General features: G+C 69.0%; 12 protein-coding genes. 6 read left to right on the top strand and 6 right to left on the bottom strand.

The genetic code is table 11. The annotated features are described in order from the left end of the window. The first annotated feature begins 154 nt into the window (after window positions 1-154). The gene (gene hemB / locus C556_RS0101015; RefSeq protein WP_018746361.1) at window positions 155-1,162 is read left to right on the top strand and encodes a porphobilinogen synthase; all 1,008 of its coding nucleotides are present in this window, start codon (window positions 155-157) and stop codon (window positions 1,160-1,162) included. A gap of 67 nt (window positions 1,163-1,229) precedes the next feature. Here hemB and C556_RS0101010 read toward each other — a convergent pair whose 3' ends face one another. The 4 genes from C556_RS0101010 to C556_RS0100995 all read right to left on the bottom strand — a co-directional run bounded on the left by C556_RS0101010 (window position 1,230) and on the right by C556_RS0100995 (window position 4,770). Then, complete coding sequence (locus C556_RS0101010; RefSeq protein WP_026262707.1) at window positions 1,230-2,018, bottom strand: dienelactone hydrolase family protein; 789 nt, start codon at window positions 2,016-2,018, stop codon at window positions 1,230-1,232. Between the two features lie 109 nt (window positions 2,019-2,127). Further along, window positions 2,128-3,504 (bottom strand): LLM class flavin-dependent oxidoreductase, encoded by a 1,377-nt coding sequence (locus C556_RS0101005; protein WP_018746359.1) that lies wholly within the window; start codon window positions 3,502-3,504, stop codon window positions 2,128-2,130. 180 nt (window positions 3,505-3,684) lie between these two features. Beyond that, window positions 3,685-4,239 carry a thioredoxin family protein gene (locus tag C556_RS0101000; RefSeq protein WP_018746358.1) on the bottom strand — a complete coding sequence of 185 codons (555 nt, stop codon included), beginning with the start codon at window positions 4,237-4,239 and terminating at the stop codon, window positions 3,685-3,687. Window positions 4,240-4,281: 42 nt separating this feature from the next. Next, the gene (locus C556_RS0100995) at window positions 4,282-4,770 is read right to left on the bottom strand and encodes an Lrp/AsnC ligand binding domain-containing protein (protein WP_018746357.1); all 489 of its coding nucleotides are present in this window, start codon (window positions 4,768-4,770) and stop codon (window positions 4,282-4,284) included. Window positions 4,771-4,868: 98 nt separating this feature from the next. Here C556_RS0100995 and C556_RS0100990 point away from each other — a divergent pair, with 98 nt between their 5' ends. After that, the gene (locus tag C556_RS0100990; protein WP_026262706.1) at window positions 4,869-6,173 is read left to right on the top strand and encodes a D-amino acid dehydrogenase; all 1,305 of its coding nucleotides are present in this window, start codon (window positions 4,869-4,871) and stop codon (window positions 6,171-6,173) included. A gap of 59 nt (window positions 6,174-6,232) precedes the next feature. Here the strand turns inward: C556_RS0100990 and C556_RS0100985 are convergent, their stop codons facing one another. Next, complete coding sequence (locus tag C556_RS0100985) at window positions 6,233-6,568, bottom strand: cupin domain-containing protein (RefSeq protein ID WP_026262705.1); 336 nt, start codon at window positions 6,566-6,568, stop codon at window positions 6,233-6,235. A 121-nt stretch (window positions 6,569-6,689) separates the two neighbouring features. Between C556_RS0100985 and C556_RS18775 the strand changes: the two genes are divergently transcribed. The 3 genes from C556_RS18775 (at window position 6,690) to C556_RS18765 (ending at window position 10,292) form a co-directional block, all read left to right on the top strand. Next, the gene (locus tag C556_RS18775; RefSeq protein ID WP_018746354.1) at window positions 6,690-7,025 is read left to right on the top strand and encodes a PadR family transcriptional regulator; all 336 of its coding nucleotides are present in this window, start codon (window positions 6,690-6,692) and stop codon (window positions 7,023-7,025) included. Then, on the top strand, window positions 7,022-7,834 hold the full coding sequence (locus C556_RS21265) for a DUF1700 domain-containing protein (protein WP_018746353.1): 813 nt from the start codon (window positions 7,022-7,024) through the stop codon (window positions 7,832-7,834). The genes C556_RS18775 and C556_RS21265 overlap by 4 nt, the downstream gene beginning before the upstream one ends. Window positions 7,835-8,111: 277 nt before the next feature. Further along, entirely contained in the window at window positions 8,112-10,292 is a 2,181-nt protein-coding gene (locus C556_RS18765) for a YgiQ family radical SAM protein (RefSeq protein ID WP_018746352.1), read from the top strand. A gap of 55 nt (window positions 10,293-10,347) precedes the next feature. On the opposite strand, the gene C556_RS0100965 is transcribed toward C556_RS18765, so the two are convergent. After that, entirely contained in the window at window positions 10,348-11,307 is a 960-nt protein-coding gene (locus C556_RS0100965; RefSeq protein ID WP_211214641.1) for a LysR family transcriptional regulator, read from the bottom strand. Window positions 11,308-11,393: 86 nt separating this feature from the next. Here C556_RS0100965 and C556_RS0100960 point away from each other — a divergent pair, with 86 nt between their 5' ends. Then, a complete protein-coding gene (locus C556_RS0100960) occupies window positions 11,394-11,993 on the top strand; it encodes a short chain dehydrogenase (protein WP_018746350.1) in 600 nt (199 codons plus the stop codon). Window positions 11,994-12,198 lie beyond the last annotated feature (205 nt).

Raw genomic sequence — 12,198 nt, 5'->3', positions numbered from 1 at the left:
CAAGGTCGGGGTTGGGTCGATTGTAAAGACCAATGGCGTTGCCATGCAGCAAAGTAAAACCCACACCGCTGCCGCGACCGGGTTTTTCACAAGCGCGGCCCCACCAATGCATGGCGTAGAATCCGCGTTTTCCGCTGTTCCGGAGTGCCTGGCCATGACCGTTTCCCGCCTCTACCCCGCCTTCCGCGCCCGCCGCATGCGCCGCGACGATTTCTCGCGCCGCCTGATGCGCGAGCACGTGCTGACACCCGCCGACCTGATCCTGCCGGTGTTCGTACTCGACGGTCAGGGTCGCAGCGAAGCGGTGGCGTCGATGCCGGGCGTGCAGCGCCAGAGCATCGACCTGCTGTTGCAGACCGCGGCCGAGGCGGTGCGGCTGGGCATTCCCGCGTTGGCGCTGTTCCCGGTGACCGACGCCGCGCTGAAGAGCGAAGGCGCCGAGGAGGCATGGAACCCGCAAGGGCTGGTGCCGCGCGCGGTCCAGGCGTTGAAAAGCGCGTTCCCCGGGCTGGGCGTGATCACCGACGTGGCGCTCGATCCGTACACCAGTCACGGCCAGGACGGGCTGACCGACGCCAACGGCTACGTGCTGAACGACGAGACGGTGGCCGCACTGGTCAGGCAGGCGCTGTGCCACGCCCGCGCCGGCGCCGACATGGTGGCGCCGTCGGACATGATGGACGGCCGGGTGGCGGCGATCCGCCAGGCGCTGGAGGCCGAGGGCCTGATCCATACCCGCATCCTGGCGTATTCGGCCAAGTACGCATCGGCGTTCTACGGCCCGTTCCGCGATGCGGTCGGCTCCGCCGGCAACCTGGGCAAGGGCAACAAGTACACCTACCAGATGGACCCGGCCAACAGCGACGAAGCACTGCACGAGGTGGCGCAGGATCTGGCCGAGGGCGCCGACATGGTGATGGTCAAGCCCGGCATGCCCTACCTGGACATCGTGCGCCGGGTGAAGGACGAGTTCGGCGTGCCCACTTTCGTCTACCAGGTGTCGGGCGAATACGCGATGCTGCGCGCGGCGATCCAGAACGGCTGGCTGGCCGAGGAGGCGGTGGTGCTGGAATCGCTGCTGGCGTTCAAGCGCGCCGGCGCGGATGCGATCCTCACCTACTTCGCGCTGGATGCGGCGCGCTGGCTGACCGCGCAGCGCTGAGCGCACCGACCTTGCAAACGGCACCCCGCGGGGTGCCGTTTTTCATGTCCGCGATCCGGGCTACCGGCTACACCCCATGCCGGCGGAACCACGCCAGCGTGCGCTGCCAGCCGTCCTGTGCCGACGCGGCGTGATAGTTGGGGCGGTAGTCGGCGTAGAAGGCATGACCGGCCTCCGGGTAGACATGGATCTCCGACGGATCGCCGGCCGCCCGCAACGCTGCCTGGAACGCGGCGACGGTATCGAGCGGGATGCCGCTGTCGCGCCCGCCGTACAGGCCCAGCACCGGCACTTGCAGTTCGGCCGCGACGTCGGCCGGAAAACGCGGCTGGTTGGCGGTGGCCTCGCCCACCAGCCGGCCGTACCAGGCCACGGCGGCACGCAACCGTGGCTGGCGCGCGGCGTAGAGCCAGGCGATGCGCCCGCCCCAGCAGAAGCCGTTCAGCGCCACCCGCGCCGCGTCGCCGCCGTGTGCGACGGCCCAATCCAGCGCCGCGTCCAGGTCGGCGAATATCTGTTCGTCCGCCACCCGCGCCACCACCGGCCGGATCTGGTCGAACTCCCCCAACTGGCGCACGTCGCCCTGGCGCTGGAACAGCTCCGGCGCCACCGCCAGGTAGCCCGCCTTGGCGAAGCGCCGCACCACGTCGCGGATATGCTCGTGCACGCCGAAGATCTCGTGCACCACCAGCACCACCGGGAACGGGCCCGCGCCCTGCGGCCGGGCGAAGTAGGCGTCGATCTCGCCCAGGCGGATGTCGCCGGTCTCCAGCCCGGCGTCATCGGTGACGATCAAGGTGGCCGTGACAGGAGGCGTGGCGTGGGCAAAGCCAGCGGGCGTGGGGGCTTGGGTCATGGCGTGTCCGTGAAAGGGTCTGGATGGCGTGGGCGTCGGAAAGCCGGAGGGCCGCGCCCGGCGGCGCGAGCCTTTCCGACAAGGTAGTGGAAGAAAGTGCCTGCCGCGCTCAGGCCGCGGCCCGGTTGCGCCGAGCGGCGTGATGGTTGTCCGGCCGGCCCAGACCCAGGTGCTCGCGCAGCGTACGGCCCTGGTATTCGCTGCGGAACAGGCCCCGCTCGCGCAGGATCGGCAGCACCAGCTCGATGAAGTCGTCCAGCCCGGTGGGCAGCACCGGCGGCATCAGGTTGAAACCGTCGGCCGCGCCCTGTTCGAACCACGCCTGCAACTGGTCCGCGACCTGTTCGGCCGAGCCGACCACTTGCCAATGGCCGCGCGCGCCGGCGATCGACAGGTACAACTGGCGGATGGTCAGCCCTTCGCGCCGCGCCTTGTCGATCAGCAGCGCCTGGCGGCTCTTGCCGCCGTTGGACGCCGGCAGCTCGGGCAACGGGCCGTCCACCGGGTACGCCGACAGGTCGAAGCCGCCGATCATGCCGGACAGCAGCGCCAGCCCGACCTTGGGGTCGATCAGGTTCTGCAATGCCTCGAACTTCTCCCGCGCCTCGGCCTCGGTGCGCCCCACCACCGGGAACACGCCGGGCAGGATCTTCAACGAATCGGGGCTGCGGCCGTAACGCGCCAGCCGGCCTTTCACGTCGGCGTAGAACGCCTGGGCATCGGCCAGCGTCTGCTGCGCGGTGAAGATCACCTCGGCGGTGCGCGCCGCCAGCTCCTTGCCCGGCTCGCTGGAGCCGGCCTGCACCAGCACCGGGTAGCCCTGCGGCGGCCGCGCCACGTTCAGCGGCCCGCGCACCTTGAAGTGCGCGCCACGGTGGTGAAGCGTGTGCAGCTTGTCCGGGTCGAAGTACACGCCGCTGTCCTTGTCGCGCTGGAAGGCGTCGTCCTCCCAGCTGTCCCACAGGCCCTTCACCACGTCGATGAATTCCTCGGCGCGCTGATAGCGGTCGGCGTGTTCGACGTGCGCGTCCAGGCCGAAGTTGGGCGCCTCGTGCTGGTTGGCCGAGGTGACCAGGTTCCAGCCGGCGCGGCCGTTCGACAGCCAGTCGAGCGACGCGAACTTGCGCGCGAGGTGGAACGGTTCGTTGTAGGTGGTGGTCACGGTGGCGATCAGGCCGATGCGCTCGGTGACCGCCGCCAGCGCCGACAGCAGCGTGATCGGCTCGAAATGCGCGCCACGCGCGCTGCGCGACAGGGCCTCCAGCCCCTGGCGGTCGGTGCCGCCGACCCCGGCGCCGCCCCACACCGCCGCGCTGTCGGCGAGGAACACGCCGTCGAACTTGGCGGCCTCGGCCGCCTGCGCCACGCGCACGTAGTGTTGCAGGTCGTGGCCGCCGTCGGCCGCGGCGTCGGGGTGACGCCACGCCGCCACGTGATGGCCGGTGGCGGGAATGAAGGCATTGAGGCTGAATTGTCGTTGGCTCATGGCAGGCATCCGGTCGGGCGCGCCCGGCTGGCGCGCGAAGCCCGATGTCTTGCAGGAAGCGTGCCATCCGCCAGGCCGCGCCGGCCCTGGCGCGGCAGCGTGGCGCTGTTGCGAATCCAGCACCGTCGCCAGCGCGTTGCGGGCTTCGCAGCAGATCGCCCGCGCCTCAGTCGCGCCGGCTCATGCCTGCTTCCACTTGATGCCGCAGCCGATGCTGGGCCGCTGGTCCGCCACCACCGGGTGGCCGCTCGACAGCGCGTGTACCGCGTGGCGGATGTCCTCGCCGGTGGCCGGCGCGCCGCCGGGGCGGGTGTCGTCGAACTGGCCGCGATAGACCAGCCGGCCGTGCATGTCGAACAGGAACAGGTCGGGGGTGCACGCGGCGCCGAATTCGCGGGCCACCGCCTGGGTTTCGTCGTACAGGTAGGGGAAGGTGTAGCCCTCGGCGCGCGCCACCTCGACCATATGCTCGGGCGCGTCGTCCGGGTACTGGGCGATGTCGTTGGCGCTGATCGCCACCATGCCGACGCCCAGCGCGGCGAACTCCTCGCCCATCGGCGCCAGCGCGGCGTTGATGTGCTTGACGTAGGGGCAGTGGTTGCAGATGAAGATCACCAGCAGCCCCTTGGGGCCGGCCAGTTCGCTGTCGGCATGGAACACACCGTGGCCATCGGGCAGGGCGAAGCGCGGCAGGGCGCTGCCCAGCGCCAGCATGTTGGAAGCGGTCAGGGCCATGGGAAAACTCCTCGATATGGGTGGCGGTCGCTGCGGTTGGGATCAATCCGGCAGCGGCAGGTTCAGTGTCTCCTTGACCTCTTCCATCACGATGTAGCTGCGCGATTCGGCGGCGCCGGGCAGGCGCAGCAGGATGTCGCCCAGCAGGCGGCGATAGTGGGTCATGTCCGGCAGGCGCGCCTTGAGCAGGTAATCGAAGTCGCCGGCGATCAGGTGGCATTCCAGCACCTCGCCGATGGTGGCGACGGTGCGGCGGAAGTCGTCGAAGATCTGCGCCGATTTCTGCGACAGCTTCAGCTCGACGAACACCAGCAGCGGCGCTTCCAGCTTCTGCGGATTCAGCCGCGCATGGTAGCCCAGGATCACGCCCGATTCTTCCAGCCGCTTCACCCGTTCGGCGCAGGGGGTGGCGGTCAGCTCCACCCGCTCGGCCAGTTCGGTGATCGACAGGCGCGCGTTGCCTTGCAGCGCGCGCAGGATCTTGTAGTCGATGCGATCCAGTTCGCGTCCCACCCGGTATTGCGTGCGCATACGGAGCCTCCAAAAACGCCGCGATCTACAGGGAAAACCCCTGGCTATCTCTCAATATACTCACAGCAATCGCTAATATTCCATGCGCGAGGTGCGCCATGAAAGTCGTTGTGATCGGGGCAGGGGTCATCGGGGTGACTACCGCCTGGTATCTGCGCCAGGCCGGCTGCGAAGTCACCGTCCTGGAACGTCATGCCACGGCGGCGGAGGAAACCAGCTTCGCCAACGCCGGCCAGGTGTCTCCGGGCTACGCCGCGCCCTGGGCTGCACCCGGCGTACCGCTCAAGGCGCTGAAATGGCTGGCCACGCCGCACGCGCCGCTGCATATCCAGCCCGACGGCAGCGGCTTCCAGTTGCGCTGGATCGCCGCGATGCTGGCCAACTGCGTGCCCGAGGCGTATGCCCGCAACAAGGGGCGCATGGTGGCGCTGGCCGAGTACAGTCGCGACCAGTTGCGCACGCTGCGCACCAGCGTCGATCTGCACTACCAGGAGCGTAGCCTCGGCACGCTGCAACTGCTGCGCACCGAGGCGCAGATGGCCGCCGCGCGGCGCGACGCCGCGATCCTGGCCGATCTGGGCGTGCCGCACGAAGTGCTGGACATGGACGAACTGGAAACCGTGGAACCGGCGCTGGAGCCGGTGGCGCACAAGCTGGTGGGCGGGCTGCGCCTGCCCAACGACGAGACCGGCGACTGCCACCTGTTCACCCGGCGCCTGGAGCAACTGGCGCGCGAGGCCGGGGTGGAGTTCCGCTACCTGGTCGAAGTCACCCGCCTGGGCAAGCGCAATGGCCGCATCGATTTCGTCGAGCTGGACGACGGCGAGGCGCTGCATCCGGACGTAGTGGTGCTGGCCTGCGGCAGTTTCAGCCGGCACCTGGCGCTGCCGCTGGGGCTGTCGCTGCCGGTGTATCCGGTGAAGGGCTACTCGCTGACGATTCCGCTCACCAACCCCGACGCCGCGCCGCGCTCGACGGTGCTGGACGAAACCTACAAGGTGGCGCTGACCCGCTTCGACGACCGCCTGCGCGTCGGCGGCATGGCCGAGCTGATGGGCTACGACCACTCGCTGGACCCGCGCCGCGTCGAGACGCTGAAGATGGTCGCCAGCGACCTGTTCCCGCTGGCCGGCGACGTGGAGGCCGGCAAGCCGTGGAGCGGCCTGCGCCCGATGACGCCGGATGGCACGCCGCTGGTGTGCGGCACCGGGATCGGCAACCTGTATCTGAACACCGGCCATGGCACGCTGGGCTGGACCATGGCCTGCGGCTCGGCCAAGGTGCTGACCGACCTGATCCTGGGCCGGGCGCCCGAGGTCGATGCGTCCGGGCTGGCGCTCACCCGCTACGGCCGGCGCGCGCAGAACGCCGACCACGTCACCGACGAAGCCGCGGTGGCCTGAGCGCCATCCGCTTCGCCGCCGCGCGGCCCATCCAGACATGGGCCGCGTCGGTGCGCCGCTCAGGCGCCTTCCTTCCAGTGCGTGCCCTCCCACCACACCGCCAGCCACACCGTGCGCGCGGCGGTGTAGGTGACGCGATGGCGCCGCCCCGGCGCGATCAACAGGTGGTCGCCCACCCGTAGCGTCAGGTCCTCCGCCATATCGGCGAAGCGCACCCGCGCCTCGCCTTCCAGCACCACCACCCATTCGGTTTCCTGCTGGTCGTACCAGAAGCCATCGGGCGACGCCTGGCCGGTCGAGACGATGCGCTCCACCCGCACTCCAGGGCCGGCGGCCAGCGTCTGAAACCACTCCCGATCCAACCCCGGCGGGATCGCCGTAAACAGATTGTCCATCGTCCATCTCCTCGTGGTGTGGCTCCAGCATAGCGGCTGCCACCTACTATCCAAAGCACGATACCTTGCATTGCAAGGTATGGCGGCGCTATGATGGATCGTCGGATTTCGATGAATCGCCATGAAGACACAATTGAAGAAGGGCGTGCTCGACCTTTGCGTGCTGGCGGTGCTGGACCGGGGCGACAGCTATGCGTACGAGCTGGTCAACCAGTTGGCGCAAGGCATGCAGATCAGCGAGGGCACCATCTACCCGCTGATGCGCCGGCTCCAGGCCGAAGCCTGGGTCGAGACCTACCTGGTGGAATCGTCCGCCGGACCCTCGCGCAAGTACTACCGGCTCACCGCCGCCGGCCGCGCCGAGCTGGACGCCATGCGCCGCGAATGGCGCGATTTCGTCAGCGAAGTGGACCTGGTGCTCTCCCCCGCACCGCAGACCGAGGAAGCGTTGTCATGAACCAGAGCGAATTTCTCCAACGATTGCAGGCCGGCCTGCGCGGCCTGCCCGCCGCCGAGATCGAGGACATCCTCAGCGACTACCGCGAGTATTTCCAGGACGCGCTGGCCGCCGGCCGCAGCGAGGCCGACACCGCCGCCGCGCTGGGCGAACCCGAACAACTGGCGCGCGAGCTGCGCGCCCGCCGCAGCGTCAAGGATTGGCAGGCCCAGCGCTCGTTCAGGACCGCCTGGCGCGCCTTCGTCGATGCCTCGGGCCTGGGCCGGCTCAACGTGCTGCTGGCGCTGGTGCGGGTGGCGTGGCTGGCGATCCTGGCCTACCTCACCGCGCTGGCCGCCGGCCTGACGCTGGCCGGGGTGGCGTTGCTGCTGTTGGGCGGCATCGCCACCTTCGGCGGCTACGACACCGAATCGCTGATCGCCCGCTGGGCCGACGGCGGTGGCCATCGCGGCGTGGTCCACCTGGACGACGGCGAGGGCGGCACGGTGTCGGTGCAGCCCGGCCCGGACGGGCGCGCCAACGTGCTGATCCGCTCGCACGAGGGCGAAGTGCGGCTGGAAGCCGGCGCCGCCAGCGGCGCGCGCGACCTGACCGTCACCGACGGCCACGGCAACGTGCGGGTGCAGGGCCTGCGGCTGACGCCGTACCCGCTGCTGTTCGTCGGCGGCTTTGCGCTGGTGCTGGGCATCGGCGGCCTGTGGCTGGGCATCCGCCTGCTGCGCCAGAGCGCCCGCGCGCTGATGACGCAACTGGGCGACGCCGCCAGCGCCAGCGCCAGCGCGCCGCCGCAGGATCATGTGCCGGCTTGAGTTGAAGGTGATGGAAAGGCAAACCCCACATCTTGAACCACAGAGGGCACAGAGAACACGGAGTTTCACGGAGAAAACCGAATCCTGAGCAGGAACGGGGCGCGGCAGCGCTTCGATTGGTCTTTCTCTGCGACCCTCTGTGCTCTTCGTGTTCTCTGTGGTTCAAGATGTGGGGTTTGCCTCAACCTTCTATCCCAATGAAAAACAAGGGTTTTCAGCCAGGGCCGGCCAAATCTGCGACAATGCCGGCCTGATCCGTTCGCCTCCCTGGTTTTTCATGTCCGCCGTCGCCACCCCGATCTACGATTACGCCCCGCCGCGTCGCGCCAAGCCCGCGCCGTTCCTGCCGACGACCCGCGCCGAGATGGCCGCGCTGGGCTGGGACGAATGCGACATCGTGCTGGTGACCGGCGACTGCTACATCGACCATCCCAGCTTCGGCATGGCGCTGGTGGGGCGGCTGCTGGAGGCGCAGGGCTTCCGCGTCGGCATCCTGACCCAGCCGGAATGGGACAGCGCCGAGCCGTTCAAGGCGCTGGGCCGGCCGCGGCTGTTCTTCGGCGTGACCGCCGGCAACATGGATTCGATGATCAACCGCTACACCGCCGACCGCAAACCGCGCTCGGACGACGCCTATACCCCCGACGGCGTGGCCGGGCGGCGGCCGGATCGCGCGGTGACGATCTACTCGCAGCGCTGCCGCGAAGCGTATCCGGGCGTGCAGCTGATGATCGGCGGCATCGAAGGCAGCCTGCGCCGCATCGCCCAGTACGACTACTGGAGCGACAAGGTGCGGCAATCGGCCATCGTCTATGCCAAGGCCGACATCCTGCTGTTCGGCAACGCCGAACGCGCGCTGGTGGAAGTGGCTCACCGCGCCGCCGCCGGCGAGAAGCTGCGCGAGATCCGCGACGTGCGCGGCACCGCCTTCATGACGCCACACGGCTGGATGCCGGCGCGCGACTGGGCGGTGCTCGACTCCAGCACCGTCGACACTCCCGGGCGCGTCGAACCGCACCCCGATCCCTATGCCATGGAAAGCGACAAGCAGGCGGCCGCCTGTAGCGACCCGGCCGCGCCGCAGCCGATCCGCATCCAGAGCAAGGCCGAACGCATCGCGGCGCGACAGGCCGAGCGCCAGCGCACCGTGGTGCGCATCCCCGCCTACGAGGCGGTGGCCTACGACCCGGTGCTGTACGCGCACGCCAGCCGCACGCTGCACCTGGAATCCAACCCCGGCAACGCGCGGGCGATGGTGCAGCAGCACGGCGAACGCGACGTGTGGCTCAACCCGCCGCCGATCCCGCTGACCACGGCCGAGATGGACTACGTCTACGGCCTGTCCTACGCCCGCAACCCGCACCCCGGCTACGGCAAGGCGCACATCCCGGCGTGGGAGATGATCCGCTTCTCGATCAACATCATGCGCGGCTGCTTCGGCGGCTGTACCTTCTGCTCGATCACCGAGCACGAGGGCCGCATCATCCAGAGCCGCTCGGAGCAATCGATCCTCAAGGAGATCGAGGACATCCGCGACAAGACCGCCGACTTCAAGGGCCACATCAGCGACCTGGGCGGCCCCACCGCCAACATGTACCGCCTGGCGTGCAAGGACCCGCAGATTGAGCAATCCTGTCGCCGGTTGTCGTGCGTCTACCCTGGCATCTGCGAGAACCTGAACACCGACCATTCGCACCTGATCCAGCTCTACCGCAAGGCGCGCGCCATTCCGGGCGTCAAGAAGATCACCATCGGCTCCGGCCTGCGCTACGACCTGGCGGTGGAATCGCCCGAGTACATCAAGGAACTGGTCACCCACCATGTGAGCGGCTACCTGAAGATCGCCCCCGAGCACACCGAGGAAGGCCCGCTCTCCAAGATGATGAAGCCGGGCATCGGCAGCTTCGAGCGCTTCAAGGCCATGTTCGAGCACTACAGCAAGCAGGCCGGCAAGCAGCAGTACCTGATCCCCTACTTCATCGCCGCGCACCCCGGCACCCGCGACGAGGACATGCTCAACCTGGCGCTGTGGCTGAAGAAGAACAACTTCAAGCCCGACCAGGTCCAGGCGTTCACCCCCACGCCGATGGCGCTGGCCACCACCATGTGGCACACCGGGCGCAACCCGCTGAAGAAGCTGGCGCGCACCTCGGAGAAGGTCCGCATCGTGAAGGACGCCAAGCAGCGCAAGCTGCACAAGGCATTCCTGCGCTATCACGACCCGGACAACTGGCCGACCCTGCGCGAGGGCCTGATCGCGATGGGCCGCGCCGACCTGATCGGCAACAGCCCCAACCACCTGGTGCCGCCGCAGCAGCCCGGCGAAAAGCGCGTGGCCGGCCCGCGCCCCGACAGCCGGCCCGGCCAGCGCCCGAGCCAGCCGCGCCCGCCGCAACGGCCCGGCCAAAGCAAGGGGAAGGGCAAGCAGGCACCGGGCAAGGGCCGTCGCGGAGCCTAGGGCGAATCGACCTTTTCCGGCCCGGCGCTGCCGCGAAAAGGTCTTGAACCGGCGCTCAGCCGCGCAAACCCAGCAGCGCCTGTTGCGCCGGCTGGGCGAACCAGTCCGCCAGGAAGTCGATCAGCGCCCGCACCTTGGCCGGCTGCGGTAGCCGGCGCGGGTAGACGAAGTACATCGGCAGCGCCGGCAATTCGAACTCCGGCAGCAGCCGCACCAGCGCCCCCGCCGCCACATCGGCCGCCACCAGGTAGCTGGGCACGCGCGCCGCGCCGGCATCGGCCAGCGCGAGGTTGCGCAGCAGACTGAAATCGTTGGCGCGCCACGGGCCATCCACCGTCACCGTCAGCAGCGCGCCGTCGCGCTCGAACGCCCAATGCGCCGGCTCGCGGAAATGGTGGTTCACCAGACAAGGCCAGTCGGCCAGCGCCGACGGCTGCGGCGGCAGCCCATGCCGCGCCACCGCGGCCGGGCTGGCGACCACCCAATCGCGCACCACCGCCAACGGCCGCGACACCTGCCGCTCCGGCGGTGCCAGGTTGAGGCGGATCGCCAGATCGTAGCCCTCGGCCTCCAGATCGCGCGGGATCGCCGACAAATCCAGCTCCACCGCCACCTCGGGATGGCACTCGCGGAACGCCAGCAGCGCCCGCGCCATGAACACCCCGCCGAAGCTGGTCGGCACGCTGAGGCGCACCGTGCCGGCCACCTTGCCGCCGACCTCGGCCACCGCGCGCTGCGCCGCAGCCACCCGTTCCGGCCAGTCGCCGCAATGCGCCAGGTACACCCGTCCCGCCTCGGTCAGCGCCAGCCGGCGCGTGGTGCGGTACAGCAGTTGCGTGCCGAGCGCCGCCTCCAACTGGCTGACGCGCTTGCTGGCCGCCGCCTTGGTGCAGCCCAGCGCCTCCGCCGCGCGGGTGAAGCTGCCCTGCGCCACCACGGCGGCGAAGGTGACGGCCCATTGCAGTTGCTGCTCCAGGTGATCCAGCGCAATTGTTTCCATATGTTTGACAGTCAAGACGATATACAGCCGATTATCGTCGCTTTGCATTGCTTTAGCATATCAATCGTCGCAACCCGATCCATCTTTCAAGGAGTAAGCCCATGCGTATCCTGCTTGTCGGTGCACACGGCACCATCGGCCGCGCCGTCGCCGAACAACTCGCCCCGCGCCACGAACTGATCACCGCCGGCCGCCACAGCGGCGACCTGCGCATCGACCTCACCGACTTCGCCAGCGTGCAGCAGGCGCTGCGCGACGCCGGCCCGCTGGACGCGGTGATCGCCGCCGCCGGCAACCTGCACTTCGCCCCCCTGGCCGACTTCACCCCCGCGCAATATGGCATCGGCCTGGCCGACAAGCTGATGGGCCAGGTGCACCTGGTACTGGCCGGCCAGCACGTGTTGCGCGACGGCGGCAGCTTCACCCTCACCAGCGGCATCCTCACCGACGAGCCGATCCGCAACGGCAGCAGCGCCAGCATGGTCAACAGCGCGCTGGAAGGCTACGCCCGCGCCGCCGCCATCGAACTGCCGCGCGGCCTGCGCATCAACGTGGTCAGCCCCAATGTGCTGGTGGAATCGCTGCCCGCCTACGGACCGTTCTTCTCCGGCTTCGAGGCCGTGCCGGCGGCGCGGGTGGCGCAGGCGTATGTGCGGAGTGTGGAGGGGGCTCAGACTGGGCGGGTTTATCGGGTGCATTGAGGAGGGGGCGGCAGCGATGCTGTTGCTGCCGCTGCTGGAACTGCAAAGGCTTTAAACGCTGAGCGCCTGCGGCGCGGATGACTTGACGCCCTCAGCGGCCGGGCGGGCCGGTTCATTTCTTTTGCACGGCCAAAAGAAACGAACCAAAGAAAAGGCCGCCCCGCATACGCGCCCCTTCGGGGTTCCCTCGCGCCGGACAATCGGG

It is taken from the genome of Chitiniphilus shinanonensis DSM 23277 (assembly GCF_000374805.1).
Classification (GTDB): domain Bacteria; phylum Pseudomonadota; class Gammaproteobacteria; order Burkholderiales; family Chitinibacteraceae; genus Chitiniphilus; species Chitiniphilus shinanonensis.
Note: the sequence above shows the minus strand (reverse complement) of the source record. Positions and strands in the feature narration are given on the sequence as shown.

Excerpts from the sequence above, each read along its gene's own strand:
- hemB (WP_018746361.1), top strand. The coding sequence starts at position 155 with ATGACCGTTTCCCGCCTCTACCCCGCCTTCCGCGCCCGCCGCATGCGC.
- C556_RS0101010 (WP_026262707.1), bottom strand. The coding sequence starts at position 2,018 with ATGACCCAAGCCCCCACGCCCGCTGGCTTTGCCCACGCCACGCCTCCT.
- C556_RS0101005 (WP_018746359.1), bottom strand. The coding sequence starts at position 3,504 with ATGAGCCAACGACAATTCAGCCTCAATGCCTTCATTCCCGCCACCGGC.
- C556_RS0101000 (WP_018746358.1), bottom strand. The coding sequence starts at position 4,239 with ATGGCCCTGACCGCTTCCAACATGCTGGCGCTGGGCAGCGCCCTGCCG.
- C556_RS0100995 (WP_018746357.1), bottom strand. The coding sequence starts at position 4,770 with ATGCGCACGCAATACCGGGTGGGACGCGAACTGGATCGCATCGACTAC.
- C556_RS0100990 (WP_026262706.1), top strand. The coding sequence starts at position 4,869 with ATGAAAGTCGTTGTGATCGGGGCAGGGGTCATCGGGGTGACTACCGCC.
- C556_RS0100985 (WP_026262705.1), bottom strand. The coding sequence starts at position 6,568 with ATGGACAATCTGTTTACGGCGATCCCGCCGGGGTTGGATCGGGAGTGG.
- C556_RS18775 (WP_018746354.1), top strand. The coding sequence starts at position 6,690 with ATGAAGACACAATTGAAGAAGGGCGTGCTCGACCTTTGCGTGCTGGCG.
- C556_RS21265 (WP_018746353.1), top strand. The coding sequence starts at position 7,022 with ATGAACCAGAGCGAATTTCTCCAACGATTGCAGGCCGGCCTGCGCGGC.
- C556_RS18765 (WP_018746352.1), top strand. The coding sequence starts at position 8,112 with ATGTCCGCCGTCGCCACCCCGATCTACGATTACGCCCCGCCGCGTCGC.
- C556_RS0100960 (WP_018746350.1), top strand. The coding sequence starts at position 11,394 with ATGCGTATCCTGCTTGTCGGTGCACACGGCACCATCGGCCGCGCCGTC.